Source organism: Haloferula sp. A504 (genome assembly GCF_044385805.1).
In the GTDB taxonomy this organism is placed as follows: Bacteria; Verrucomicrobiota; Verrucomicrobiia; order Verrucomicrobiales; family Akkermansiaceae; genus Haloferula.
In genome coordinates, this window is sequence record NZ_JBISBU010000002.1 from 155,622 (window position 1) to 180,997 (window position 25,376).

The following is a 25,376-nucleotide window of genomic DNA, read 5'->3' on the forward strand; positions in this document are numbered from 1 at the left end:
CCGGATCATGCATCGGGGCAGCGCGGTGTTGAAAGCCGAAAGCGATCAGGCATCATCAGGAAGCAAGTGAAACGCATCCGCATCATCCATCGACTGCGCACGGCGCTGGCGCTGCTGGCCTTCTGCGGCCTGCTGGCGGCGGGCGGCACGGTGTGGTGGGCCAACCACACCGGCCTGCCGGAGTCGTGGCGAAGCGGCATCGAGCAGGCCCTCGCCGCGAGCGGACTGCATGCGGAAATCGAGAGCCTGCGCTACCTGCCGCTGCGCGGCATCGAGGCCGGCGAGGTGGTGATCTACACCGACGCCTCGCGCAAGCGGGTGCTCGGCCGGCTCGATCACCTGCTGCTCGACATCGACCGCACCAAGCTCTCGCGCGGCGACTTCCGGGTGGAGCGGCTCGAGCTGACGGGTGCGCGGGTGACCCTGGCGGTCGACCCCGACGACCCCGAGAGCAAGGCGCTGGAGATTTCGGACGCCCGCGCCCGGATCGAATTTTCCGGCGTGCGGCAGATCGAGACTTCCGGGGTCTCCGGCATGGTCGGCGGCCTGCGCCTCGAGGGGCAGGCGCTCTACAAGCTCTACCGGCCCGACACCACCGGCACGCTGGAGGACATGGAGCGCGCCCGCGCCGAACGCCGGCGCATCCTGATCGCCGTGATCGACGCGATCGACCAGTTCGACCTCGAGGCGACGGCACCCCCGCGGCTCCGGATCGATGCCCGCGGCGACCTGGAAATGTACGGGAGCCTGCGGGCCAAGCTCGACTTTCGCGCCGCCGACCTCACCAGCCGTGGCGTCGACATCCGCCGGCTCGACATCGATGGCGAAGTCCGCGGGTCGACGCTGGTGCTGCACCGGATCGATCTCGAGACGCCCTCGGGCGGCATGAACGGCAAGCTGGAGTACGAGCTGGCCGACTCGGAGGGCCGCTTCGAGCTGTCCTCGACCGCCGACCTTCCGGCCCTGATCCGGCAGGTCGCCCCGACCCTGCCGGAGAACCTGCCGACCCTGGAGGCCCCACCCACCCTGAACGCCCACGGTTCCTTCCACCGCGACGAGGGGACCCTGCGATTGAAGATCATCGGCGACATCGATCTCCCCGGCCCCGGTTTCGAGCACCTGTCCGCCGACCGGCTGGCGACCCGCTTCGCGGTCGAAGCCACCCTCCCCCGCCCCGGTGCCGACGGCGCTGCGGCGAGCCCGCCGCTGCGGGATGCCCGTCTGCTTCTGGAGGACCTCGTCATCGAGGACGGGGCCCACCAGCTCGACGGTCGTGCCTTCGTCACTTCCGGCGAGCTGCGCTACGAGTTCTCGACCGACCTCCCGGTGGACTTCTGGCAGCGCGCCATCCAGTTCCAGCCGCTGTCCCAGGTGCTCGACGATTTCTCCGCCACCGAGGCCACCGCGAGCCGGGTGGAAGCCACCGGCATGGCGGATTTCCACGACCCGCGGAACTGGCATTTCAAGGGGCGTGCGGAAAGCAGCGGCATCGCCTACCGGGGCGTGCCCAGCCACTACGCGGAGGTGGAGATGGACCTCTGCCACGCCAGCCTCGACTTCACGAAGGGCAAGGTCGACTTCGACTACGACGACTACCCGCTGCGAAAGGCCCACGGAGGCCCCGGCACCGGATCCCTGACGGTCGACCGCATCCTTTACGACAACATCGCCAAGACGGTTGAAATCAACAAGCTCCGGGGCAGCGTCTGGCCGGCCCCGGTGGTCCGCACCTTCGCCGCGGAGGTCGCCGACGAACTCGAGGCCTACCGTTTCCACCGCCCGCCCACGCTCGCGGCGGATGGCACGATCGGCATCGAGACGGGGCTGCCCCGGCAGGACCTCCGCGTGGTGTTCTCCAGCGACGCCCCGGCGTCCTACGAGTTCCTCGAAAAGGACCTCCGGCTGTCCCGGCCGAAGGGCACCGTCAGGGTCCTGCCGGACGAGGTGCGGGTCTCCGGGCTGGACGCCGGCTTGTTCGACGGGCGCCTGCGCGCCGACTTCACCAGCCGTCTCGGCCGCCGGCAGCAGCAGATCGAGGGGGAAATCGACTGGACCGCCCTGAGCGTCCCCGGGCTCGCCACCACCTACGACTTCGATAGTACTCCGAAGGGCTCGATCACCGGGCGGATGGACTTTTCCCTGACCGGCAGCGACGTCTCCGGGCTCGACGGCAGCGGCAACATCCTGCTGGAGGATGGCGAGTTGTTCGAGGTGCCGATCTTCGGCCCGCTGTCGCCGGTGATCTCGGCGGTGCTCGGGCGCCGCAAGGCCGGCTTCGAGGAAGCCAACGAGGCGTTCTGCACCTTCCGCGTCGAGAAGGGGGTCGTCTCGACCACGGACTTCTTCACCAGCACGCCGTCGATCCACTTCACCGGGGATGGCAAGGCCGACCTGCCGAAGGACCGGCTCGACATGACGATCCGGATGAACGCGCGCGGCCTGTTCGGCTTCATCACGCTGCCCCTGCGGCCGATCTACGAGGGGTTGTTCCAGTTCCGGGGCAGTGGCCCGATCGAGAAGCCCGAGTGGCGCACGGTCAGCTTCACCTCCCCGCCCGAGGACCAGAAGAGCCGGTTGCTCGAGCCGCCGAAGGCCCGGCCCGTGGACGCGCCGCCGCGGGCGAGGATCGTTTCGCCCCCCTGACGCGGCAGACATGCCTTGCACCCCCGGGCCAATGGTGGCAGCGTAAAGGAGCGAGACGAACGCAACCCCAAACACACCGGAATCATGTCAGACAACTTTGCAAAATCACCGGAACTCGAGCCGGAAAGCGGATTCTCCAATCCCTCGGTGTCGAAGGCCGCCGACGACCTGCGCCACGCCGCCAGTGACCTCGGCCACGCCGCCAGCGACAAGGCGAAGCAGTTCGCCCACGAGAAGGCCGAGGAGGCCAAGGCGGTCGGCGAACGCGCCAAGGCCAGTGCCGAGCAGTTCCGCGACCGCGCGGTGGAAAAGGCCCAGAACCTCAAGCAGGTCGCCGAGGCCAAGGCCACCCAACTGCGGACCGCGGCCGACGAGCAGTGGGTGCACACCCGCGACCGCGCCCGCGAAATCCACGTCTCGGCCGAGGACTACATCCGCCAGAACCCCACCAAGTCGGTGCTTGCCGCGCTCGGCGTGGGCTTTCTGATCGGACTGATCAGCCGCCGCTGAACCGCTCGAGAGGCCGACGGTGCCCCCGTTGCCCGAAGCGCTTCGCTCCGGGCCGCGAGCTTCCCGACCCACCATGAACGACGCCCCGGATCCCGACGCCGACGCGACGCCCGAGAACTGGAAGTCTCTCGCCGCCGAGTTCGTGCAGGCGCGGATCGACCTGATCCGGCTTGAGGCCCGGGAAGCCGGCAGGCAGGCGGCCCGCCGCGCCGCGACCGCCGTCTTCATCGTCGGCTGCGCGGTGCTTTTCTGGATGCTCACCGTCGCCGGACTGATCGGCCTCATCGCCGCGACCCGGCCCGACTGGACGTGGTGGCACATCACGCTCGCCGCCGGCGGCGTCCACCTGCTCGTCGGGCTGATCGCCCTGCTTTCCCTGCGGCGCCCGGGAGGCCCCGCATTTCCCCTCACCCGCTCCGAACTCGCGAAGGACCAGGCATGGCTCGAGACTCTGAAACGCAAACCCTGATCGACCGGATCGAGGCCTCGCGCCGGCACTTGGGGAACGAGGTGCTCGTCCTCAGGGAAAAGTTCGATGTGCCCAAGCAGCTGAAGCGCCGGATCGCCCGGAAACCCTGGCTGTGGTTCGGCGGGTCGGCGGCCGCCGGGCTGCTGGTCACGATGGTCCTGCGCCGCCCGCGGCGCTCGAAAAAGCGCAAGTCGGCGCTGCTGCGACTGCTGCTGCCCGCCGTGCTGGCCGTCCTCAAACCGTGGCTCAAGTCGCTCGCCACCCGGGAAATCCAGCGCCGGTTCCTGCCCGGGCCGGCCTCACCCGAAAAGAGGACACAATTTCCCGTGTCCACTTTCTGAATCCCGGCTGTAATTCCTCCCGGACATGGCAGAACACCAAGTGCTTGATCACGTCGACCAGTACCTCCGGCTGGGTCGCGAATACGACTGCTCCGATGTGCACCTCCCCACCGGTTTCCCGCCGGCGTGGCGCCGCTTCGGCCAGCTGCTGCCGATCTGGGATGATCACGAACCGCTGACCGCCGAGGAAACCGAGAAGCTCGTGCGCTCGTTCCTCGAGGAGCGCGAGTGGACCCGCCTCCAGGAAAAGGGCGACGTCGACTTCGCCTACGCCAATGACGAGGGCCGCTTCCGCGCTTCCGTCGTCAAGCAACGCCTCGGCTACGACATGGTCTTCCGGATCATCAACACCCAGATCCGCTCGATGGAGGAGATCAACCTCCCCATCGACAGCATCGTGCCGCTCACCCGCTACCAGAACGGCCTGATCCTCGTCACCGGGTCGGTCGGCTCGGGCAAGTCCACCACCCTCGCCGCGCTCGTCGACTTCATCAACAAGGACCGCGAAGACCACATCCTCACCCTCGAGGATCCGATCGAGTACGTCTTCGAGTCGAAGAACAGCCACGTCAACCAGCGTGAGGTGCACCTCCACACCGACTCCTTCGCCAAGGCCCTGCGGGGGGCGCTGCGGGAGGATCCCGATGTCATCATGGTCGGCGAGATGCGCGACCTGGAAACCATCCAGCTCGCCCTGACCGCCGCCGAGACCGGGCACCTCGTGCTCGGCACGCTGCACACCGGCAACGCCCCGCGGACGCTCGACCGGGTGCTCGATGTCTTCCCGGTCGATCAGCGGGGGCAGATCCGCATCATGGTCTCCGAATCGCTGCGCGGGATCCTCTCCCAGCAGCTCCTGCCCAAGGCCAGCGGCGACGGACGGGTGATGGCGCTCGAGTTGCTCGTCAACACGCCGGCGGTCGCCAACTGCATCCGCGAAGGAAAGACCTACATGCTCCCGGGGGTGATGCAGACCGGCAAGAACGTCGGCATGCTCACGATGGATGAGTCGTTGCGGAATCTCTACGTCAAAGGCCAGATCACCCAGGAGGAGGCGCTCTTCCGCGCCGAGGACAAGACCCAGATGCTCTCCTTCTTCGAATCCTGACCCTTTCCCGCGCCCATGGCTGAAATCGACCGACTCTTCCAGCATCTCGTCGAAAGCGGCGGCTCCGACCTCCACATCTCGGAGGGCCAGCCGCCGAAGATCCGCGTCCACGGCGCGGTCAATCCGATCGAAGGCGAAGCCGTGCTCGATCACGACACCATGCACCGCATGCTCTCCGAGATCTGCGAGGAGAACGCCTTCAAGATCTACATGGACACCGGAGACCTCGACTTCGCCTACGAGATGGACGAGGAGTCACGCTTCCGTTGCAACTACCTCAAGCAGAAGAACGGTCTCGCCGCCGTCTTCCGCCTGATCCCGACCGAAATCATGCAGCTCGAGGAACTCGGCGTGCCCGAGGTGGTGAAACGCTTCGGCCAAATCCGCTCCGGACTGGTGCTGGTCACCGGCCCCACTGGTTCGGGCAAGTCGACCACGCTCGCCGCCCTCCTCGACTACATCAACTCGAACTACAACCGGCACATCATCACCATCGAGGAGCCGATCGAGTTCGTGCACTCGAGCAAGAAGTCGATCATCACCCAGCGCGAGGTGCCGATCCAGACGCCCTCCTTCGCCGACGGCCTGAGGGCCGCACTGCGCGAGGACGCCGACATCGTGCTGGTCGGCGAGATGCGCGACCTCGAGACCATCTCGCTGGCGCTCACGGCCGCCGAGACCGGCCTGCTCGTCTTCGGCACCCTGCACACCAACAACGCCCGCAAGACCGTCGACCGGATCGTCGATGTCTTCCCGTCCGACCAGCAGTCGCAGGTGCGGACGATGCTTGCCGCGTCGCTACGGGGCGTGCTGGCCCAGCTCCTGTGCAAGCGCACCGACAAGCCGGGCCGGGTCGCCGTGCACGAGATCATGTTCGCCACCCCGGCGGTCTCGGCGATCATCCGCGAGGGAGCGACGCAGAAGCTTTACGACGTCATCACCGGCGGCAAGGGCGAGGGCATGCAGTTCATGGACGAGTCGATCTGGCAGAAACTCCAGTCCGGCATGATCTCTCCACAGGAGGCCTACATGAAGGCGATCGACAAGACCCGCTTCAAGAAGTTCCTTCCCAAGGAGCTCGAGCACCTCGGCGACGCCTCCGGCGAAAGCCCGCATGATCACTGAGGAGAAGGGACTTCCAGCCCCTTTGCATCGGACGCGTCGCTGGGGAAAGAGACTGGAAGTCCCTTCTCCTGATTGATCCGGCGAACCCTCGGCAGGCTCAGGCCGAAAGGCGTCGAGGTCATCCGAACCGGGTCAGGAAGGCCTTGATGATGACCGCGTTGGCGATGTCGACGAAGAATCCGCAGACCAGCGGCACGATGATGAAGGCCTTGTGGGCCGCTCCGTAGCGCTTGCTGACCGCGGTCATGTTGGCCATCGCCGTCGGCGTCGAGCCGAGTGAAATGCCGCCGAAGCCGGAGCACACGACCGCCGCTTCGTAGTCGCGGCCCATCAGGCGGAAGACGACGAAGAGCGCGAAGGCGAAGGCGATCAGGAACTGGGCACCGAGGATCGCCAGGATCGGCCCGGCGAGTTCGGCCAGCGTCCACAATTGCAGGCTCATCAGCGACATCGCGAGGAACATCCCGAGCGAAATGTCGGAGATCAGCGCGAGCGAACGGCTGCCCGCCGGCCAGGCCAGCTTCGGGAAGATCCTCGGCACGATGTTGGTCAGCAGGATGGCCCCGAACAGGCAGCAGACGAAAAGCGGAAGCTGCAGTCCCGCCTTCTCCAGCGCCTCCTGGATCGCGAGGCCCGAGGTGAGGCTGATGTTGAGCACCAGCCACGCGCTGAGGACCGAGTAGGCGTCGATCGGCGAGTGCTCCCGGTCGTGGGTCATGCCGACGTCGGGTTGGTCGACCGCCTTCGGCTCCAGCTTGTGGCGACCGATCAGGATGTTGGCGATCGGGCCGCCCATCAGCGAGGCGAGGACCAGGCCGAAGGTCGCGCAGGCGATGCCGATCTCGCTGGCATTTCCGATGCCATATTCGTCGCGGAAGGTCGGTGTCCATGCAATCGCGGTGCCGTGGCCGCCGATCAACGAGGTGGTGCCGCCGAGAATGCCGACCGCCTTTTCCAGCCCGAACAGGCTCGCCACACCCACGCCGGTGAAGTTCTGGATGAACATGTAGACCACGGTGGCGGCGAGCAGGATCACAAGCGGCAGCCCTCCGGCGAGTAGCGAGCGCAAGTCCGAGTTCAATCCGATGCCGGCGAAGAAGAACACCAGCAGGATGTCCCGGCTCCTCAGGTCGAAGGAAATTTCGGCGCCCCAAATGCCATAAATCGCCCAGGTCGCGAGGCACACCAGGAGGCCGCTGCTGACAGGTTCCGGGATGTTGTAGCGGCGGAGCAGCGGGATGCGCTGGTTGAGCCACTTGCCGAAGAACAGAACCAGGATGGCCAGGTTGAAGGTGGTGATGGCGCGGAGCTCGAATTCCATAAGGCGGGGGGGAGAAATGGAGGGGGTAGCCTGAGAGGGAGCTGCCGACGGGGCAAGCCATCCCGCCTGCGGTGGCGGGTGGGGTGCACAGGCGGGAACCCGCCGCCGGGTGGTCGGGCTTGGCGTGGAGGCCGCCCGGGCGTCAGAACTGATAGACCGCCTTGAGCCAGAAGTAGTCGCCCTGCATCCGGTTGGTGGTGTCGAGTTCGGCCAACCAGCGCGCCTCGGCGACGAAGACGTCGTCACCGACCGGCAGGATGTAGCTCAGCACCGGCCCGAGACCGTAGCTGCGGCTTTTGAAGCCGCCGGGGGGCGCTCCGCGGCCGCTGTCGTCGCGGACCTGTTCGAGGTAGAAGGCCTCGACGCCGATGCCGAGGAAGCCGGGGCCGGCGGGCAGCAGTTGCTGGGCACTGAGGTCGAGGTGGAACAGCGTGCCGTTGCGGTAGTTGGTGTCGGGGTTCTCGGTGGCGAAGGTCAATCCGGTGTGGGCCGCGAAATTGAATCCGGTTTCTTCGTTGGAGTAGGCGACGCCGACGGTCGGGTCGAAGCTCCAGTGGTTCAGGCCCGGGTTGGCGAGACGACCGACCCGGTAGTCGCCGGTCGGAGCGTAGATCGGCAGTGCGGCGTTGAACTGCCACTCGCCCGACTTCCACGCCATCATCACCGGCATCAGCGAAATGTCCCCAAGGCCGCTCTCGCTCGAACCTTGGTAGGCGGGCGGGAGGTTGCCGATCCGCACCAGGGCCTCGACGTCCATCCAGACATACGGAACGAAGGCTCCGACCGAATAATGGGCCCCCAACACTTGCTCTTCGAAGGTGCAGAAGCCACCGAGCATGAATGCATCACTGGTCGCGTCCAGCCCGAGGCTGATACGGTTGGCGATGGGGATCCGGGCCGTGGCCGAGGCATCGCCGGAATAGCGCATGTACATCGACTCGAACACCCAGCCGGGTTCGGTCGGCAAAAGGTCGATCAGCGTGCCCATGCCGCCGGGCACGTGGTGACCGGCACCGCCTTCCTCGGCGAGCGAGCAGGGGGTGGCGAGCAGGAGAACGGATAGGGCAGGCAGGATGGAAGGGTGTCGTTTCATGAAAGGAGGGCGGTGCTATGATTTTGGCAGAACGAAGTTCATTTGCAGACGGAAGCGGAGATCGTCGGCACCGTTGGTCGGCGATTCCGCCCAGTAGCCGACCCCGGCCTGGAGGCTGACGGGCAGCTTGCCAAATCGGACCAGCTTCGAGACCGCGGCGTTGACCGGAATGGACCACTGCTCGGCGCTCCAGTTGTAGTTCATCTCGCTCTGCAGCGAGAAGGTCCATGCGCTTTCCGTCGTGTAAGCGACGAAAGGCTGAACAAAGGTGTTGTTGAGGTGTCGGCTGCCGCTTCCGGCGAAGGACCAGAGGTGGTTGGCAAGGATGCCGTAGGTCCACGGGCCCTGCATCCGCAGCATGACAAGCGACGGTCCTGCCGCCCACTTGTCGGCACCCAGCAGCGAATCGGTGGCCGTCGGAAACAGGAACACCGGGCCGGCGCCCCAGACGAAGTCGTCCGACGCCGAACGGGGCGAGAAGAACAGGCTCATGTTGATGTCTCCGAGCCCAAACTGGGAGCCGGAACCCGGGAACAGGTCCTCCTGGTGGATCACCGGGATGATGGTGCGGGTGATCAGGTTCCAGTGCTCGTTGAGCTCGAACGGGATCACCGGCTGGATGTTGGTCTGGAGGCGCCAGCCGTCGCCGAGCGGACCGAAGCCGTCGTCGTAGTTCGCCTGGATCGGCAGGGTGATCAGGTCGGCCAGCGGGTTGGTGAGGTCCTGGGCAAGGTCGGCGGCGTCATCGCCCCGTGACGCGAGCGGGCAGGCAAGGGTGGTCAAAAGCAGCAGCGCCGGGAGGAATCGCATCGGTGGTCCGGCATGGGGTTTCATGGTCGTTTGGATGTGAGGATTCGTTGTGGGATCGCTTGCCGTTCCACTATTCCACGGGCTCGATGGCCGGGAAGGTCCAGGTGCCATCCAGAACCTCCTTGCGCGGCTGGTAGAGCCGGATCGTGTAGTTCCAGCCTTCGGTGATGGGCAGGTAGTTCTTGGCCTTGGGGTCGCCGCCAAAATGGATCGTGTAGGAACCATCGTCGTTCGGCGTGGCCGAGGTGTTGTTGTAGCTGTTGCGATTGAGATCGTTGGCGGCGAGAAAGCCGTCGGCGTCGTAAACGGTGATCGACCAGAAGGCGTCCACCGGCACGTCCTTGACGGTGACCACATGGGGCGTCTTGCCGTCGTTCATTTCGACGGCATCGACGATGCCTTCGGCCATCGTGGCCGGTTGTCCGGCCCAGCCGGCGATCCCAATCAGGTGGCCCAGCGGGTCGATCTCGCCGCGTCGACCGAAGGAAGTGCTGGATTCGAGACCGACCACCGCCGCAAGGTCGTTGACCGCCTTCCGCGCCTTGGCAAGGGCTTCGAGGTCCCAATTCGGCGCCTCGAACGGTCCCTTTCCGCCGCCCTCGATGACGATGCCATCCTGCACCGCATGGGCCCGCGCGGCATCGTCGGGATCGCCTGCATCGACGAAGGTGCGGAACAGCAGCATCGCGAAGCGTGTCCCGACCTCCTCCTCGGTCAGTTGATATGCTCCGGGTTTGGCATAGCCGAAGTTGTAGTGGTCCTGGCTGATGACCAGCACCGACTGGAACCGCCCGTCCCCTTTCGGCAGCTTGACCGTCACAGGCTTCGACAGATCGATGATCGCGGCGGAGTAGAATGTGTCCTGGTTGGGCCGGATCACCGTCTGGGGTTCGTTGGCGGAGGCGGCCTTGCGATCGTGGAAGAGCTCGCCGATGCCGATGTTTCTTTCCTTCATGGTCATCCGGAACATCGTGTCGGATTCGGCGCGCACGAGGTTCTGGATCGTGATGTCCTCGGCAAAGGCGAGCGTCGGGAGCAACAGTGCGCTCAGTAGTAGCTTCTTCATGATTTCTCCTTGTTGCAGGTTTTGGATGGGTCTCCGTTACTGCGCCCGTTTCAGCGGCGGTATCGTCCACGAGCCGTCAAGGGCTTCCTTCTTGGGCCAGTAAAGACGCATCACCGCGCTGAAGGGGCCCTTGGGCGCCGGCAGCCAGTTGGCTTCCTTGTCGGTGCCCGGTGAGTCATGCTGCAGGTAGAGGGTGATTCCGCCGTCATCGTCCCGCACGAAATCGTCGAGCATGGTCGAGTTGAGCAGGTAGCGATTGATGGGGTTTTCCACCATCAGGCTTTCCGGCAGTTCGTACATCGTCAGCGACCAGAAGGAGTTGACGGGCGGCAACCGTCCCGGCGCAAACCGCAAGGTGTAACGGTGGGAGCCGTCGAGCTTCTCCCCATCGGCATCCACGTAGTAGGACGGGTAGATCGCCTCTTCCTCGCTGTGTCCCCAGATGCCGAGAACGGCGGCGGCCATGCGATAGAGGTAGTTGTTCTTCAGATGTTCCCTGGTGCCGAAGATCTCGCCGGAACCGACCTCGCCCGCGTCGGCCCGCTCCTTCAGCGCCGCAAAGTCTGCCCAGGCATCGGCAATGCCCTGACCGATGGCTCTCTGGACTTCAGGAGAGAACGCATCCCAATCGAAGGTCCTTCCAGCCCCGATACCGAGTCGGGCGAGCCGGGCCATGAGCTCCTTTTCGGAGGGATGGGTGGGGCAGAACTGCAGCACGAAATTCAGCTGCTGGAATACCTCGGGTGATTTCTTGATTTCATCGCGCGTCAACGGCTCGATAAAGTTGATCGCGGGTGCGGCTTCGGGCGCCGGCTGGCCGAGAAACGCGGAGAGGGGCTGCACCTTGTAGCCGGCCTGGACGGCCTTCACGTTGTCCAGGTCGGCCGGGTTGAAGAGCTGGGTTCGGTAGACGGCGACCGCCAGTTCGGTTTCGCAATGAATCACTTTGGCAATGCCCTCGGGCACTTCGCCCTTCCACCCCGGCCCGGCGACCAGGAAATCACCGCCATCGTTGCCTGTCGTTCGGCTTCCGATGTAGTCGAAATTATGGGTGTAAAGGTCGATCAGTTGGATGTTGAAATAGCGCTCCTTTTCAACCGGCGGCACCGTCAACACAAAGGGCTCGGTGCGCAGGTCCAGGGCCAACCAACTGTAGGGCGTATCGGAATTGGCGGTCTGCACGGCCCGGTCCTCGTGCGTGTAAACCCGCGCCAGGTTCACGAGCTGGTTGATCGGCGTCTTGTAATCAGGACTCGTCTCGTCAACGAAGGCCCCATGGAAGATGCGGTAGTTGTCCACCATCGGGTTGGCGTAGATGTATGCTTCCTTGGCGATGGCACGGGCCTCTTCGGGCGAAAGGTCGGTTGCAGCGGGTCCGGAGGCCGGTTCGGAGGAGCGGTCACAGCCGCAGACGGCGAGCCCGGCGGCGATCAGGATGGGGGTGGCGAGAATGCGTGTCATGGGGTTGGTGTTGTGCTTTGAGAGTGGGAAAGCGGAAGGCGAAACAGACGGACTCATTCGATCGTCGACTCGTCGAGGTCGTCGGCGGGGACCTCGGACCAGTTGTCGTCGGGCTGATAGGCGGTGATGGCTTCGGCAGCCTTGGCGGTTCCGGGGCCGAGGTCGCGGTCGAAGACCTTGCCCTGGTGGTTGACGATGAAGCTCATGATGCCCGACTTGCCGTAGTCGGCGGGCCAGGCGAGCATCGCGTAGCCGGCGATCATGTTGCCGTTGATGACGTAGTCGTAGGCCCCACCCGGGGCGGCGTCGCCCTGGCCGCGGAGGATCTTGTAGTAGTAGCCGTAGTAGGGGTCGCCGGGTTTTCGATCCTTGAGGTATTCCGCCTTCTCGGCGACCAGCGGACCGAAGGGGCTGGGCGGTTCGCCGGGCTCGGTTTCGAAGTAGAGTCCGTCGCGCTGGCCCTTGGTGCTGACGATGAGCTGGGCGAACTCGTTGACCTCGTCGCCGTCGTGGTCGTCGGCGGCGTAGTCGCGCTGGGCCTCGACGTAGGCGCGCAGGGTTTCGATGGCGGTGATTTCGTTGCGGCCGATGCGACGCTTGTGGATCTCGTCGAGTGCGGCGGGAAGGTCGAAGGTCCACTTCGAATCCGCGGCGACCACCGGGACCGGCAGGATGTAGCCGACGTCGCCGACCTGGATGAGCCGCTGGTCGTCGCGGGTCAGGACCTCGTGGTCGAGCTCGTAGGCCTCGGCGAAGGCTTTGAGGGTCGAGGTGGTTTCGTCGGCGAGCAGACTTTCGGCGTCGGGGCCGATGATGGTGGTGAGTGCTGCTTTGTCGCCTTCGGCGCAGGCCTTGGCGACGGCGGCGAAGGCGGCCTCCGCGGAATCGAAAGACTGCTGGGCGTTGGCCAGCGGGAGGGCGAGGGCCGCGATGGCGGTGAGCGTGGAGTGTTTCATGACTGGGATGGTGTGAGGATTTCAACGGCTGCGGCGGTTGCCGCTGGCGGCCCCGCGAGAGGAGGCGCGGTTGCTGCCGCCCTGTGGCTGGAAGGAGGAGCGGTTGGTCGGTCGAGCGGACGGAGCGGGCCTGGCCTGGCCGCCGCTGCGGTTGAGGCTCGAACTCCCTCGCTGGAGGTCCTTGCGGTTGGCCGGGGCGCTCGGGCGCGTGGCGGGCCGGAAGTTCGATCCCGGTGATGCAGCCGGGGTGCCCGGTCGAGTGGTCGGCTTGGTTGGGACAGCCGGTCGGGTCGTGGGTTTGGTGGGAACCGCCGGCCGGGTCGTCGGCTTGGTCGGCACTGCCGGCCGAGTGGTCGGGGTCCCCGGGCGGTTGCCGGGAACGGCGGGGCGGGTCGCCGGCAGCGGGGTGGGCCGGGGCGGCGGGGTGGCGAGCGGAGGACGTCCGCCACCGGGGCGCTGGGGTGGCTTGACGGCGGGCGGACGCGGGGGGCGCCAGGATCCTCCGTCGGCGGGCGGCCGCGCACCGGGGCGATCGGGGCGCAGGACCGGGAAATGGCCGGGCGGCGGGATCGGCCGTGGAGGCCGGTAGCCGGGTGGTCGCTGGCCGGGCGGCCTCCAGCCGGGAGGGTGGGGCGGACGAACCGGGGGCCGGTAGGACGGCGGCCGCGGCGGCGGCTTGTGACCGTAGTACGGACGGCCGTAGTGGTGGTGATAGTGATGGTGGTGCCATGGCTGATACCAGTGGTGGTGGTGGACGCACTTGCGCTTGCCCCAGTCGAAGGCCCAGCTCAGTCCCCAGACCACGGCGACGCCGGTGGCGAAGGTGAGGAAGGGGGCGGCGCTGGCGGTGGGCTGCTTCTCGACGTAGATCACCTGCGGCTCGTATTTGGGCACGTAGATGACCTGCGGATCGGCTGGCTCGATGCGGATGATCTCGGTCTCCTTCACATAGACCTGCTGCTGGTTGTCGGTGAGCAGGCCCTTGGCGTCGGCCCGGGTGCGGACCAGCTGGATCGCGTCGTAAACGTCGGACTCCTGATAGTAGAAGGCCTGCCCGAGGGTCATCGTCCAGTTGATGTCCCCGGCCATCAGGTCGAGCACGTCCTTGAACTGGAGCAGCGAAACCACCGCCGGGTCCCAGGATTCGACCGCTTCAGCCGGTGGCTCCTCGAATTCCGGCTCGCGTTCGACGAACTGCTGCGCCGCGACGACATCGAGCGGCACGGTCGAGGCCGGCAGCATCTGCGCCAGCAGCTCGTCGGGGTAGAGGGCGACCGGCGCGACGATCGGCTCGAGCTGCTCCATGCCGAGCTTCTCGTAGCCGGCCTCTTCGGCGCTGACCCTCGGCGCGGGCTCGCCGGTATCCGCAGGGTCCGACGCTTCAGAGGCGGGAGTCACGGGAGGGGCTTGGGCGGCGGCTTCGGTCGAAGCGGCCACGGCCTGGGCGAAGCCGGGGGTGGAGACCAGCAATCCGGCGGCCATGACCGTGGCGACCATTTGCTGGAGCGGTTGGGGAAAAGGCGTGGTCTTCATCGGTGGGTAGAAGGGCTATCTGGGGGGAGTGGCGGGCGGATTTTCAGGAACGTCCGCCCCGGTCGGGGGAGCACGGTGGACGAGGGCAGGTTCCCGGCCCGCCGGCGGACGCGGGAGGCGGCAGACGAGCTCGTGTTCGAGATTCACGCGGAGTTCGCAGTATTGCTCGATCCGGTCATCGGCCCCTCCCTGTCCCCTGCGCAATTGGTCGAGCATGGCGACGCATTCGGCGTAGTCGTTGCAGAGTTCGCGGAATTCCTCATCTTCATGAAAGAGCTGACGGATCGCCGCTTCCGACCGGGGTTGAAGCATGAGCACCGGATCAGGTGGCTGGGCGGGCTCCCCGGTTCTCATGGAAGCGAACTTTTCACTTCGCCGACACCACGGCCAAGTAACGCGGGGTAACTTACGGTCATTGACCATCGCTCGGTTGCTTGCCTAGGGTCCGTGCGATGAGTGCTGGTTAAGGTCTCACCATTTTTCTCATGCCCTCAAGCAGCCGCCAGCGTCAGAATGGAAAGCCGCCCGACAGGCAGGCCGTCGAGGAGCAGTTGGATCGGGTCACGGAGAGTCCGGAGTTCGACACGAGCCAGCGCTCGGTGGATTTCCTGCGATTCGTGGTGGGCGAGGTGCTGGACGGGCGCTCGCAGATGATTTCGCAGCAAGCCATCGCCGGCAGCGTGTTCGACCGCGGGGATGAATTCGACCCGACGACCGACCCGATCGTCCGCATGCAGGCGGGGCGGGTGCGCCGCTCGATCGAGCACTACTACCTTACGGCGGGCGTTGCCGACCCGGTGTCGATCCAGCTGCCGAAGGGCTCCTATGTGCCCACCTTCGAGTGGCGGGAGTCCTCCTCCGGAGCGCTTCAGCCGATCGATCCGGGAGACGTGCCGGCCACCGACCCCTGGCCGACGCTTCTCGTTTCACCGCTCCGCAACCTGACAGGGCGGCCTGAAGTTGATTTCGTCGCCGAGGGTCTCGCTTCCGACCTCTCCGCAGAGTTCAGCCGCGACCAGGCGCTTCACGTCTTCCGTGGTCCGGTGGCCGGAGAACGGCCGGGTCGGGCCGACGAAGCGCGCTTCCGCCTCGGAGGCACGATCGTGGCACGGAATGACGGGCTGAAACTCACCCTGGATCTGATCGACGGCGAAAGCGGCCGACAGGTCTGGGCCGAGACGTTCCTGTGCCCGGAGGGGCCGGAGCAGGCTTGTCGATTGGAGAAGGTGGTTCACACCACGGTGGCGATGGTGGCGGAGGAGCAGGGGTTCCTGTCGCGACACCTCGGCGGAGAGTCGCGCCGGGATCCCGCTGCCGGCGGCAGCGCCTACCAGGCCATCCTTCGCTACCTGCACTTCGATGTGACGAACGATCCGGCGGCGTTTGTCGAAGCGTTCGCCGCCCTCCGCCAGGCGGTGGATGCGGATCCCGAGTGTGCGGTGTGCTGGTCCTATCTCGCCCGGCTCGGCGGGGCGCATTGGAGTCTCGGGCTGCCCGGAGAGGTCCTGCCGATCGAGGAATCGCTGGCGGCGGCCCGGCGCGGCGGCGGCCTCGCCCCCCGGGACGTGCGCTGCCGTTCCATTCTCTCCTATCTGTTGCTGCTCGTTGACGAGTTGGACGAGGCGCTTGGTGAGGCGGAGGCCGCGCTCGAAGTCAATGGAACGTCCATGTTCTGGCTGGATGTGATCGGATATCTGCTCACGCTGTCCGGCGACTGGGAAAAGGGGCCGGCACTGCTGAGACAGGCGCTGGAGATCAACCCGTTCCCGCGGCGGGCCTGCTACGGTGCCCTGTGGCTGGACGGCTTGATGCGGGACGATCCGGCGGCGGCCCTCACCGCCGCCCGTGAGTATGCCCCGGAGTCCTACTTCTGGAGCCCGCTGATGGAGTCGGTGGCGCTGGCCGCCGATGGGCAAACGGAGGAGGCAGCCGCCGCGGCGAAGCGCCTGCTGGAGATGAAGCCGGACTTCCCCGAGCGCGGACGCTGGTTGATCACCCGCTACGTGAAACCTCCGGAGATGGTGGAAATGATCGAGCGGTCACTGGCGGAGGCTGGCGTCAGTTTTCGCGCAGGTTGAGCAGCAGGATCCGCTTGACCTCTTGGATCGCTTCCGGGCATTTCGGCACGTTGTGGTCGGAGGGCACGATCAACTCGCTGTCCACTCCGTCGAGATGGGAGGACCAGTACGGTACGACGCCGTCGGAGCTGTCCGGGGTGTCGCTTCGGCCGCGGTCGCCGATGACCGAGTGGAGGTGGACCCCCTTTCGAAATGGCAGGTTTGGCACGATCTGGAACAGGGGTCGTCCGGGCTGCAGCGCCTCGATCCCGGTCGGCAGGCGGATGTTGCGGCCACGGAACCTCAGGCTCTCCTCCGCCGAGACCAGGTCGGGATCGGTGAGGGCGGCGGCATTGCGGACGAGCAGGTCGGGGATCTCGACGGTAAGCAGCTTGGGGAGCCGGATGAGCCTCGACGCCAGCATCGCGAGTGAGTGCTCGGCCAAGGGACTGCCGCGGTGGGGGGCGGCCAGGAAAACCGCGCGGCGGACGCAGGGCAGCGGTTCCCACAGGAACACCTCGCGGAGCAGCTCCCGTTCCTTCGGGGTCACATCGAGTTGATCCATCGGCTTCTTGATGAATGTGGAATACACGGCATCCCCCGGGTCACGCAGACTCGCCTGGGTGATCAGCGCTCCCTTGGAGTGGGCGACCACCACCGTCTTGTCCAGATGCCGGCAACCCTCCTCACGGGCGTAGGCGAGCGCGGCGCGGAAGCTCTCGCGAAAGCGTGCGGCCGCCAGGCCCCAGGGAACCCCGGTCGGATAGCTGTAGACCCACAGCTGGTAGCGGCTGCGGATGTCCCCGTCGGCGATCAACTCGTTGATCATCCGGTCAAAGACGTCGGGGCTCGACTTGAGTCCGTGGACCAGTACCAAGGGGATCCGGTCGGGGTCCGGCGGCCGGGTGAAGAAGATCCCCTCGATCCGTTGCAGGCGCTGCGGGAGGAGGACGTTCTGGATCGTGGTGCGGTCCAGTCGGCTCATCTCCCAGTACAGGGCGTGGGCGGCGGACCAGTCGCTGCGGAGCGGATGATGGACGCCGCCGACGCGGATGAGTTCGGAGTTGAAGGGTTGGCGGAACTGCCAGACCGGTGTGGGTCCGCGGTCGAAGCGCAGGATGGCGGTGGCGGTGGCGGTGATGCCGGCGGGAGGCGGAAATCTCGCCCTATCGTAGAGGGGCAACTCGTCCTCGATCCAGCCGACCAACGGCAGTCCGATGCCCGAGGCGAGCTGGCGCTCACCGAGGCGCCGGGTGTCGACCTTGGAGGCGGGAAACACGACGCCGAGCAGGGCGGGGTCGAGATCGCCGGGGCCCGGGTCGGCCAGGCGGGTGCCCGTGGTGGCGGCGGCCTTCTTCCAGTCGCTGCCGGCCCGGCGGAGGTCGTCGAAGGCGGCGGCGACGGCTTCGTTGTAAGCCTCGCCCGCGGCGGGCCAGTCGGCGTCCCGACCGGGGTCGGCGAGGATCTTCCAGGCGGACCCTGCGGCGGCGAGGGGGGCCTCGATGCGATGGTCGCCGGGGGCGGCGGGCGGGCGCATGTAGGGTGCGACCGTCGGCGCCCCGCACCCCGCCAGCAGCACGGCGGCCAGCACGCCGGGGCCGGCGGTGCGAAACCGGACAGGCAGCAGCCGGAACCCGCGCATCATTCCCGGGTCCTCACGGATTGAGCGCTCGGATCGGCGAGAACCGCCGGGTTTGGTAGGTCACGCCGTAGGACAGGCCGGAATCGGTGAGCGTGTAGGCCTTGAAGCCCTTCCCCGGGCTGGCGACCCCGCCGACCCCGGCCCCGAGGTCATCCTTCTTCACGGTGGCCTCCGCGGCGGCCCCCGAATCCCACTTGCCGGTCTTGAACTTGTCGAACACCTCGCGGTCATCGAAGACGAAGACCACCGAGTTCTCCTTCACGCCCATGCCCCAGCCCCAGTTGAGCTTCTGAACCTTCATGTAGGTCCGCGCCTCGTCCGATGGGTCAACGGCCACGCCGTAGCCGGCCCCGCCGCCCAGTCCGCCAAGCACGATCGGCAGCTTGCCCGAGGTGTAGCGGAAGGCCGCGTAACCTTCGGCGGAAGCAATCTCGCCCCCGGCTTCGGGCGAACTTTTCTGCAAATCCTGGAGGATGCGGGAGGCCTCCTTGTCGATGAAGGTCCGCTTCTCCGCGTCGGTCGATCCTTCGGGGTTCATCGACGCGCACTGGCAGGCGAGGCATGGAAGGGCGATGGCGGCAAGAAAACGCAGGCCCCGGCCCCGGAGGGTCGATGGCAGGATGTTGATGGAGATTGTGAGATGAGGCATGGGGCGTGATCGGGTCCTGGTTCCGTGACGATGGTGTTGAAAGATTTGGCACAGTCAATGCCGCCGACGGGGTTAGTGACCGTAAGTTACCTTCGTGTTACTGGCTGGGGGAGCCCGGAGCCCGGAAGATGCAAGGGCTGAGAATTCGATCCGAGGCCGCGTGACCGTGACATCGCCAACAGCTGCCGATCCCGAACGGCAGGTGCCCCATTGCCCTCTCCCGGCGACGCGAGGGATCAGGTGGGGACGAATCGTGCTCGGGATCGTGGTGCTGGCCGTGGCGGCATTGCTCTACCACCTGTTTCGGCCGCTGCCGGTGACGCCGGTCCCGGCGGTGTTTCACGAGTATGACCTCGGGGAGGGCCGCTTCGTGGCACTCGAGCCTCCATCCGAGGTATTCGGTGTGGGGCTGAGTTATGCAAAACACATCGAGGAGACCGCATCGGACTTCGATCCTCGCTCGGGACCTCCCATTTTCCGCAAGCACCCGCGTGCGGTCGTCGGTTCCGGATCGATCGTGATGCTTCCCGGAGCCGGGGCGCTGGCATCTGCAGTCGAGGGGCTCGAGCCGGGAATCACAGAGAAACTCAAGGCGGAAGACCTGCAGCTGAGCTGCCTGCTTGATTACGAAGGCGAACTCGGCTTCGTTTTGCTGGAGGATGTCGATCCGGTCGAGCTCGGCCGGCAGGATTTCGTTCCGCAGATCGGTTTCTTCATCGCCAACGACTTGTCGGCCCGCTCGATTGCCATCCTCGGCGAGGGCATGGCGAACCGCTACGACTACTGGGGACTCTCAAAGAGTTTTCCCGGCTTCATGCCGGTGGGTGGACGGGCCTGGATCCCCGACGTGCCCGTGGCCAACGGCATCCCACCGGTGATCATCGAAACGAAGGTCAATGGCGAGAATCGCCAGCGGCAGGTCGTCACCGAACTCGTCTACACGCCGCGGCAGATGCTGCGTTTCATCCATGAGACCTACCCGGACCAGCCCTTGGGGAAGGGGATGATGGTTCTCACCGGCACGCCGGGCGGGGTGGCGCTGAAGAGCCCGCGTTGGAAGGTCCGTCTCGCCAACGCGATCGGCATGAGCCGCTTCACCAAGCTTTCGATCAAGCAGGACGGCGACACCACGCAATTTCTCAAGCCCGGGGACGAGGTCACGGTGAGCGGTGGTCCGCTGGGATCGGTGACCGTGACCATCGCCGACGGAGATTGAGAATCGACAATCAACGGAAGGGCGATGTCTTCTTCAGAATCCCACAGACTCATGCACTGCCGCCATTTCCTGCTGACCTGCCTGGTGGTGCCGCTTCTCTGCCACTGTGGCTCGTCACCCGACCCCGGTCCGACGGCCGCGCAGATTTCCGAGCGGCTCGGCAAGCTAGAAACCGGCACCTTCGCCGGAGCGGATGACAAGGAGATCGCCTACGTGGTGCAGCGGCCCGCGCGCCTGAACCCGCGCCGCGCCGCGTTTCTTTATCTCCACGGCATCGAAAGCCACGGCGGGTGGTTCGACCTGGCAGCCGGGCAACTGGCCCGGCGCGGTTATCCGGTCTTCAGCATCGACCGCCGCGGCAGCGGGATCAACCGGGAGAACCGCCATTTCACATCGGGACATGTCGAAAGCGGAGTGCGCCTCGTCGATGACGTCCAACGGGCGGTCGCGGCCGTGAGGGCTTCCGGCAAGTTCGACGAGATCTACCTGATCGGCCTGTCGTGGGGAGGAAAGTATGTGATGGCCTATGACGTGGCTCATCCCAACCAGATCGACGGCATGGTGCTGGTCACGCCCGGAATGAAGCCCAAGGTTGATCTAACCGTTCCACAAAAGGCGGCGGTGTTCGTCGACATGGTCTTCGCTCCCGAGCGTCAGCATCCGGTGCCGATCGAGACCGAGATGTTCACCACCGACCCGGATCAACTCGCCTACATCCGGAACGACCCTCTCCGGTTGCACACCGTTTCCGCCGCGTTCCTCAAGGAGAGCATCCGCATGGACCGGATGGTCGAGCGCAGCGAGGATCGGGAATATCCACCTCTGCTACTCTTTCTCGCGGGCAGGGACCGCATCATCGACAACGAGGCAACGCGTGAACTGGTCACCCGCGATCCGCAGCGACCGGTGAAGATCGTCGAATACCCCGAGCAGACCCACTCGATCCAGCTCGACGCCCCCGACCGTCTCGCCCGCGACATGATCCGCTGGATCGACACGCTGCCCCGAAAGCACTGACTTCCCCTGACCACCATGCCCCGCATCGTCTCCCTTCGCCTGCACGCCGTCGACCTGCCGTTTCGCGGCAAGTTCGAGCATGCGGCATCGTCCCGTGAGTCGTCGTCGAGCCTGATGCTCGAGGCCGAACTCGACGACGGCACGGTCGGCTGGGGCGAGGCCCTGCCGCGGCCGTATGTCACCGGTGAGACGCGCGACGGGGCATGCGAGCTGCTGCGCGAGTCGGTGCTGCCGAAGCTGATCGGCCGGAAATTTTCGAGCTTCGACGAGGTCACCGCCTTCCTCGTCGATTGCGACGGCTGCGCGCCTGCCGACTGGGTGCTGCCGCAGCTTCCCCAGTCGGCCGCGTGGTGTGCGGTCGACCTCGCCCTGCTCGACGCCTTCGGAAAGCACTTCGGCAAGACGCCCTTCGGGAGTGGCCCGGAACTCCCCGAGGACTTCCGCTACAGCGGCGTGTTGTCATCGGGCATGAACCTGAAGCGCCGGGCGCAGCTGCTGGCCTACCGACTGCTCGGGTTCCGGGCGCTGAAGCTGAAGATCGATGCGTCGACCGGGCCGGCGGAAATCGCCGGGATCCGTCGGCTCGCGGGGGGCCGGGTGTCATTGAGGGCCGATGTCAACATGGGCTGGGATGCGAAGCAGGCGCTGGCCCGGATGCCGGCGCTGGCCCGCGAGGGGATCACGAGTTTCGAGCAACCGCTGCCCGCCGATGACTTCGAGGGTGCGGCGCGACTGGTCAGCGAGACCGGTCTCGACGTGATGGCCGATGAAAGTCTGAACACCCGGGCGTCCCTCGAGCGCCTGATCGAGACCGGCGCCTGCACCGCGATCAACGCCCGCATTTCGAAGTGCGGCGGGCTAATCGCCACGCTGGCGCGCTGCCGCGAGGCGGTGGCGGCGGGCCTGTGGGTCCAGATCGGCTGCCAGGTCGGCGAATCCTCGGTGCTGTCGGCCGCCCATCTCCACCTCTGTGCCGCTTTCCCCGAAGTCCGACACGCCGAGGGCTGCTTCGGCAAGCTGCTGCTGGCGGAGGATCCGGCCGTGCCACTGTTGCAGATGCGCCGTGGGGGGCGCCCTCCGCGGCTTTCCTGCGAGGCCGGACTCGGAGTCGAAGTCGATCCGGACCATCTCGCGCGCCACCGCTCTGGACACTGGGATTTCGCCGAGCCATGACCGATTCCAAGGACAAGACGATCGCGCTCGAGCGGACCATCCATCTCGGCCACCTGCTCGGCGAGGGCGGCATGGGCCGGGTGGTCGAGGGTTATGCCGTCGATCCGAGCCAGCACCTCGCCGTGAAGATGCTGCATCCCGAACATCTCGACGACGCCGAGGTCTGCGGACGCTTTGACGAGGAGATCGCGCTGATGGCGTCGATCGACCATCCGGGCAGCCTGCCGATCTACGGCGCGGGAACTTCGGCTGACGGCACCCGCTGGTATGCGATGAAAAAGGTCGAGGGCCGCACCCTGACCGAGTTGCTGGCGGGCCGGGAATCGACCCTGCGGAGTCTGCCCGAGCGCCATCACCTGCTGTCGATCCTGCTCGACGCCTGCGAGACCGTCGCCTCCGCCCATCAGGCGGGCATCGTCCACCGCGACCTCAAGCCCGACAACATCCTCATCAACCGCCACGATTCGGTCTACGTCATCGACTGGGGCATCGCGAGACGAGTCGGCTGCGGTGCTTCCGACACGACGGCGCGCACGCTGCCCGGCAAGGTGATGGGGTCTCCCGGATACCTCGCACCGGAGCAGGCCGAGGGCCAGTCCGCCAACGCCGGGCCACGGGCCGACGTCTTCGCCCTGGGGGCGATCCTCTACGAAATCCTGACCGGGCACCGCCCCTTCGGCGGGATGGGTGGACGGGAAGAGATGCTCGGTGCCATCCACCAAGACCCGCAGCCTCCGCGGCGGATCGACTGGCTGATTCCCCGGAGCATTTCCGCGGTGTGCATGAAGGCCCTCGAGAAGGATCCCGCGCGCCGCTACGCCGACGCCGGGGCGCTGGCCGCCGACCTCCAGGCACATCTCGAGGGCCGGCCCGTCGCGGCCGTCCGCCCGAACCCGTTGGAACTCGTCCGCTACGCGGCCCGCCGCCGGCCGATGCGTGCCCTTGTCGTCTCTTCCTCGGTGGTGGCTTTCGTGTTTTTAATCGCCTTCATCGGTGTCCAGCGCTGGGCCGACCACCGTTTGGCCGACAAGGCCATGGACCGGATCGAAGTCATCGATTTCGAACTCGGTGAACTTCAAATGGAGCGCGAGAACGCGGTGGCCCGGCTCGCCGATGCGGAGCTGTCGGAATCCGAGCGGGCCTCGATCGCCCGCGAGGTGACCGTCATCGATTCGCGCTGGCTGCTCGGGCAGTTCGACGCGTTGCGCATTCTCAGCAGCGTGACCGAACTCCGCTTCATCTCGACCGATTCCGAGATCGGACCGCTGATGCGGCGGCGTCTGCTCACCGTGATCGATACCGCCATCAAGAACGGCAAGCCGATGTTTGCCGAGGCGCTGATCGCCAACCTGCTCGAGCGGCACCGCGACGGCACCCTTGCCCGCCCTCTGTCCGAAGCTGACGTCGAGTTGTTCGAGCGACTGGCGGCCGAGGCGTCGCAGGCCAGGGACACTTCCGACTGACAACCGCCAACCCACCCAGCCATGAATCTCGCCACCACCATCATCGCCCTCAAGGCCAGCCTCAGTGCACGGCCCTTCCAAAAGGCCGTCGAGGACCCGGCGGGCACCCAGCAACGCCTGCTGCTCTCGATCCTCGAGCGCAACAAGGACACCGAATACGGCCGCGCCTACCAGTTCGGCTCGCTCAAGTCGCTGGCGGACTACCAGGGCAACGTTCCGATCGTCGACTACGAGAACATCCGGGAGCGGATCGACCGCATGACCCAGGGTGAGGAGAACATCCTCACCGCCGAGACTCCGGTGCTCTTCGCCCAGACCTCCGGCACCACCGGGACTCCGAAGTACATCCCGGTCACCCCGACCTGCCAGAAGGGAGGCGGCACCACCACCTGGCTGCATTTCGCGCGCAAGGACCACCCGGCCATGTTCGCCGGCAAGGTGATCACCATCGTCTCGCCCGCGGTCGAGGGCCGGACCCCGTGCGGCATCCCCTTCGGCTCGACCAGCGGCATGGTCATCCGCGAGTTGCCCGGAATCGTCCAGAGCGCCTACGCCGTGCCGTACGAGGTTTACGAGGTCGAGGACTACGACGCCAAGTACTACACGCTGCTGCGCTTCGGCGTCGCCGAAAACGTGACCATGCTCGGCACCGCGAATCCGTCCTCGGTGGTGAAGCTCGCCGAAATGGCCGATCGCCTTTGCGACTCCCTGATCCGCGACATCCGGGACGGCACCCTCGGCGACGAATTCGAAATCGAGCCGAAGCTGCGGCAGAAGCTGGAACCGAAGCTCCGGGCCGACCCGGGGCGCGCCCGGGATCTCGAGCAGATGCGCGAGCGCCGGGGCGGCCGGTTGCTCCCGGCGGACTACTGGCCCGGCATGGCGCTCATCGGTTGTTGGAAGGGGGGCACCGTCTCCTCCTATCTTGAGCGGTTCCCGGAGTGGTACGACCCCGATGGCCGGGGCATGCCCGCCAACCGCGACATGGGCTATCTCGCCTCCGAGGCGCGGATGAGCATCCCGGTCTCCGACCACGGGGCCGGCGGCGTGCTCACCGTCCACCTCAATGTCTTCGAACTCGTGCCGGCGGAAGACATCGACGGCCATCCCGGCGACCCGGACTCATGGCGCTTTCTCGGCCTCGATGAGGTCGAGGTCGGCCAGGAATACTATGTCTTCATCACCACCACCGGAGGCCTCTACCGCTATGACATGAACGACGTGATCGAGGTGGTCGGCCGGTATCGCAAGGCACCGGTGGTCGTCTTCCGCCGCAAGGGCCGGGGCATGACCAACCTCACGGGCGAGAAGCTGAGCGTGAACCAACTGATCGAGGCGGTCGCCCAGGCGTCCGCCGCCGCCGGGGTGGAAGCACCTCATTTCAAGGCCGAGCCGGACTCCGAAGCGTCACGCTACGTCTTCAAGGTCGAGTTCCGGCCAACGCCGGACGAGGCGACCGCCCGCGCCTTCCTGAAGGCGGCCGACGAGGCCCTCGACGAACTCAACATCGAGTGGAAGACCAAGCGCGCCAGCGGACGGCTGCGCGATCCGGTTCTCCAGGTCATGAAGGAAGGCTGGTACGAGCGCGGCAAGCAGAAGCTCGTCGCCGAGGGCAAGCGCCTGTTCCAGGCCAAGACCATCCTGCTCGATGCCAAGGCCGTTTACCGCCCCGAACCCGGGGAGACCGCCATGGAGATTTCCGCTGATGGATGAAATCCGCAAC

At 66.2% G+C, this 25,376-nt stretch carries 22 protein-coding genes; 12 read left to right on the top strand and 10 right to left on the bottom strand.

What is annotated here, in order from left to right:
• The first annotated feature begins 66 nt into the window (after nucleotides 1-66).
• The 6 genes from ACG2LG_RS01595 (at nucleotide 67) to ACG2LG_RS01620 (ending at nucleotide 6,196) form a co-directional block, all read left to right on the top strand.
• Nucleotides 67-2,643, top strand: a complete 2,577-nt coding sequence (locus ACG2LG_RS01595) for an AsmA-like C-terminal region-containing protein (RefSeq protein ID WP_396255731.1) — start codon at nucleotides 67-69, stop codon at nucleotides 2,641-2,643.
• A gap of 84 nt (nucleotides 2,644-2,727) precedes the next feature.
• Entirely contained in the window at nucleotides 2,728-3,153 is a 426-nt protein-coding gene (locus tag ACG2LG_RS01600; protein WP_396255732.1) for a YqjD family protein, read from the top strand.
• Nucleotides 3,154-3,226: 73 nt separating this feature from the next.
• Nucleotides 3,227-3,622: a phage holin family protein gene (locus ACG2LG_RS01605; protein WP_396255733.1), complete on the top strand. Its 396-nt coding sequence runs from the start codon at nucleotides 3,227-3,229 to the stop codon at nucleotides 3,620-3,622.
• Nucleotides 3,592-3,963 (top strand): hypothetical protein, encoded by a 372-nt coding sequence (locus tag ACG2LG_RS01610; RefSeq protein WP_396255735.1) that lies wholly within the window; start codon nucleotides 3,592-3,594, stop codon nucleotides 3,961-3,963. Before ACG2LG_RS01605 ends, ACG2LG_RS01610 begins: the two co-directional genes overlap by 31 nt.
• Nucleotides 3,964-3,988: 25 nt before the next feature.
• Nucleotides 3,989-5,071: a type IV pilus twitching motility protein PilT gene (locus tag ACG2LG_RS01615; RefSeq protein WP_396255736.1), complete on the top strand. Its 1,083-nt coding sequence runs from the start codon at nucleotides 3,989-3,991 to the stop codon at nucleotides 5,069-5,071.
• A gap of 15 nt (nucleotides 5,072-5,086) precedes the next feature.
• A complete protein-coding gene (locus tag ACG2LG_RS01620) occupies nucleotides 5,087-6,196 on the top strand; it encodes a type IV pilus twitching motility protein PilT (RefSeq protein ID WP_396255738.1) in 1,110 nt (369 codons plus the stop codon).
• A 118-nt stretch (nucleotides 6,197-6,314) separates the two neighbouring features.
• Here ACG2LG_RS01620 and gltS read toward each other — a convergent pair whose 3' ends face one another.
• The 8 genes from gltS to ACG2LG_RS01660 form a co-directional block, all read right to left on the bottom strand.
• Nucleotides 6,315-7,517 carry a sodium/glutamate symporter gene (gene gltS / locus ACG2LG_RS01625; protein ID WP_396255740.1) on the bottom strand — a complete coding sequence of 401 codons (1,203 nt, stop codon included), beginning with the start codon at nucleotides 7,515-7,517 and terminating at the stop codon, nucleotides 6,315-6,317.
• A 142-nt stretch (nucleotides 7,518-7,659) separates the two neighbouring features.
• Nucleotides 7,660-8,610 carry a transporter gene (locus ACG2LG_RS01630; RefSeq protein WP_396255742.1) on the bottom strand — a complete coding sequence of 317 codons (951 nt, stop codon included), beginning with the start codon at nucleotides 8,608-8,610 and terminating at the stop codon, nucleotides 7,660-7,662.
• Between the two features lie 15 nt (nucleotides 8,611-8,625).
• Nucleotides 8,626-9,444, bottom strand: coding sequence for a transporter (locus ACG2LG_RS01635; protein ID WP_396255743.1), 819 nt, complete (start codon nucleotides 9,442-9,444; stop codon nucleotides 8,626-8,628).
• 46 nt (nucleotides 9,445-9,490) lie between these two features.
• Nucleotides 9,491-10,486: a DUF1214 domain-containing protein gene (locus ACG2LG_RS01640; RefSeq protein ID WP_396255744.1), complete on the bottom strand. Its 996-nt coding sequence runs from the start codon at nucleotides 10,484-10,486 to the stop codon at nucleotides 9,491-9,493.
• Between the two features lie 36 nt (nucleotides 10,487-10,522).
• On the bottom strand, nucleotides 10,523-11,947 hold the full coding sequence (locus ACG2LG_RS01645) for a DUF1254 domain-containing protein (RefSeq protein ID WP_396255746.1): 1,425 nt from the start codon (nucleotides 11,945-11,947) through the stop codon (nucleotides 10,523-10,525).
• A gap of 53 nt (nucleotides 11,948-12,000) precedes the next feature.
• Nucleotides 12,001-12,903 (bottom strand): DUF2950 family protein, encoded by a 903-nt coding sequence (locus ACG2LG_RS01650; protein WP_396255747.1) that lies wholly within the window; start codon nucleotides 12,901-12,903, stop codon nucleotides 12,001-12,003.
• Nucleotides 12,904-12,924: 21 nt separating this feature from the next.
• Nucleotides 12,925-14,436 (bottom strand): DUF3300 domain-containing protein, encoded by a 1,512-nt coding sequence (locus tag ACG2LG_RS01655; protein WP_396255749.1) that lies wholly within the window; start codon nucleotides 14,434-14,436, stop codon nucleotides 12,925-12,927.
• A gap of 15 nt (nucleotides 14,437-14,451) precedes the next feature.
• Nucleotides 14,452-14,790 (bottom strand): hypothetical protein, encoded by a 339-nt coding sequence (locus tag ACG2LG_RS01660; protein ID WP_396255750.1) that lies wholly within the window; start codon nucleotides 14,788-14,790, stop codon nucleotides 14,452-14,454.
• A 131-nt stretch (nucleotides 14,791-14,921) separates the two neighbouring features.
• Here ACG2LG_RS01660 and ACG2LG_RS01665 point away from each other — a divergent pair, with 131 nt between their 5' ends.
• Entirely contained in the window at nucleotides 14,922-16,514 is a 1,593-nt protein-coding gene (locus tag ACG2LG_RS01665; protein ID WP_396255752.1) for a hypothetical protein, read from the top strand.
• Here ACG2LG_RS01665 and ACG2LG_RS01670 read toward each other — a convergent pair.
• Together ACG2LG_RS01670 and ACG2LG_RS01675 are read right to left on the bottom strand one after the other, a co-directional pair.
• A complete protein-coding gene (locus ACG2LG_RS01670) occupies nucleotides 16,495-18,138 on the bottom strand; it encodes an esterase/lipase family protein (RefSeq protein WP_396255754.1) in 1,644 nt (547 codons plus the stop codon). The genes ACG2LG_RS01665 and ACG2LG_RS01670 overlap by 20 nt on opposite strands.
• Before the next feature lie 10 nt (nucleotides 18,139-18,148).
• The gene (locus ACG2LG_RS01675) at nucleotides 18,149-18,784 is read right to left on the bottom strand and encodes a hypothetical protein (RefSeq protein ID WP_396255756.1); all 636 of its coding nucleotides are present in this window, start codon (nucleotides 18,782-18,784) and stop codon (nucleotides 18,149-18,151) included.
• A gap of 253 nt (nucleotides 18,785-19,037) precedes the next feature.
• Between ACG2LG_RS01675 and ACG2LG_RS01680 the strand changes: the two genes are divergently transcribed.
• From ACG2LG_RS01680 to ACG2LG_RS01700, 5 genes are read left to right on the top strand one after another with little or no spacing between them, the layout of a single operon-like run.
• Nucleotides 19,038-20,000: a fumarylacetoacetate hydrolase family protein gene (locus tag ACG2LG_RS01680; RefSeq protein WP_396255757.1), complete on the top strand. Its 963-nt coding sequence runs from the start codon at nucleotides 19,038-19,040 to the stop codon at nucleotides 19,998-20,000.
• 51 nt (nucleotides 20,001-20,051) lie between these two features.
• Entirely contained in the window at nucleotides 20,052-21,017 is a 966-nt protein-coding gene (locus ACG2LG_RS01685; protein ID WP_396255759.1) for an alpha/beta fold hydrolase, read from the top strand.
• Nucleotides 21,018-21,032: 15 nt separating this feature from the next.
• Nucleotides 21,033-22,190, top strand: coding sequence for a mandelate racemase/muconate lactonizing enzyme family protein (locus ACG2LG_RS01690; protein ID WP_396255761.1), 1,158 nt, complete (start codon nucleotides 21,033-21,035; stop codon nucleotides 22,188-22,190).
• The gene (locus ACG2LG_RS01695) at nucleotides 22,187-23,653 is read left to right on the top strand and encodes a serine/threonine-protein kinase (protein WP_396255763.1); all 1,467 of its coding nucleotides are present in this window, start codon (nucleotides 22,187-22,189) and stop codon (nucleotides 23,651-23,653) included. The genes ACG2LG_RS01690 and ACG2LG_RS01695 overlap by 4 nt, the downstream gene beginning before the upstream one ends.
• 21 nt (nucleotides 23,654-23,674) lie before the next feature.
• Nucleotides 23,675-25,366 carry a GH3 auxin-responsive promoter family protein gene (locus ACG2LG_RS01700; protein WP_396255765.1) on the top strand — a complete coding sequence of 564 codons (1,692 nt, stop codon included), beginning with the start codon at nucleotides 23,675-23,677 and terminating at the stop codon, nucleotides 25,364-25,366.
• Nucleotides 25,367-25,376 lie beyond the last annotated feature (10 nt).

Coding starts and splice junctions, on each gene's coding strand:
- ACG2LG_RS01620 (WP_396255738.1), top strand. CDS start 5,087: ATGGCTGAAATCGACCGACTCTTCCAGCATCTCGTCGAAAGCGGCGGC.
- ACG2LG_RS01655 (WP_396255749.1), bottom strand. CDS start 14,436: ATGAAGACCACGCCTTTTCCCCAACCGCTCCAGCAAATGGTCGCCACG.
- ACG2LG_RS01670 (WP_396255754.1), bottom strand. CDS start 18,138: ATGATGCGCGGGTTCCGGCTGCTGCCTGTCCGGTTTCGCACCGCCGGC.
- ACG2LG_RS01630 (WP_396255742.1), bottom strand. CDS start 8,610: ATGAAACGACACCCTTCCATCCTGCCTGCCCTATCCGTTCTCCTGCTC.
- ACG2LG_RS01675 (WP_396255756.1), bottom strand. CDS start 18,784: ATGCCTCATCTCACAATCTCCATCAACATCCTGCCATCGACCCTCCGG.
- ACG2LG_RS01605 (WP_396255733.1), top strand. CDS start 3,227: ATGAACGACGCCCCGGATCCCGACGCCGACGCGACGCCCGAGAACTGG.
- ACG2LG_RS01665 (WP_396255752.1), top strand. CDS start 14,922: ATGCCCTCAAGCAGCCGCCAGCGTCAGAATGGAAAGCCGCCCGACAGG.
- gltS (WP_396255740.1), bottom strand. CDS start 7,517: ATGGAATTCGAGCTCCGCGCCATCACCACCTTCAACCTGGCCATCCTG.
- ACG2LG_RS01700 (WP_396255765.1), top strand. CDS start 23,675: ATGAATCTCGCCACCACCATCATCGCCCTCAAGGCCAGCCTCAGTGCA.
- ACG2LG_RS01615 (WP_396255736.1), top strand. CDS start 3,989: ATGGCAGAACACCAAGTGCTTGATCACGTCGACCAGTACCTCCGGCTG.
- ACG2LG_RS01685 (WP_396255759.1), top strand. CDS start 20,052: ATGCACTGCCGCCATTTCCTGCTGACCTGCCTGGTGGTGCCGCTTCTC.
- ACG2LG_RS01645 (WP_396255746.1), bottom strand. CDS start 11,947: ATGACACGCATTCTCGCCACCCCCATCCTGATCGCCGCCGGGCTCGCC.
- ACG2LG_RS01610 (WP_396255735.1), top strand. CDS start 3,592: ATGGCTCGAGACTCTGAAACGCAAACCCTGATCGACCGGATCGAGGCC.
- ACG2LG_RS01640 (WP_396255744.1), bottom strand. CDS start 10,486: ATGAAGAAGCTACTACTGAGCGCACTGTTGCTCCCGACGCTCGCCTTT.
- ACG2LG_RS01690 (WP_396255761.1), top strand. CDS start 21,033: ATGCCCCGCATCGTCTCCCTTCGCCTGCACGCCGTCGACCTGCCGTTT.
- ACG2LG_RS01600 (WP_396255732.1), top strand. CDS start 2,728: ATGTCAGACAACTTTGCAAAATCACCGGAACTCGAGCCGGAAAGCGGA.
- ACG2LG_RS01650 (WP_396255747.1), bottom strand. CDS start 12,903: ATGAAACACTCCACGCTCACCGCCATCGCGGCCCTCGCCCTCCCGCTG.
- ACG2LG_RS01695 (WP_396255763.1), top strand. CDS start 22,187: ATGACCGATTCCAAGGACAAGACGATCGCGCTCGAGCGGACCATCCAT.
- ACG2LG_RS01660 (WP_396255750.1), bottom strand. CDS start 14,790: ATGAGAACCGGGGAGCCCGCCCAGCCACCTGATCCGGTGCTCATGCTT.
- ACG2LG_RS01635 (WP_396255743.1), bottom strand. CDS start 9,444: ATGAAACCCCATGCCGGACCACCGATGCGATTCCTCCCGGCGCTGCTG.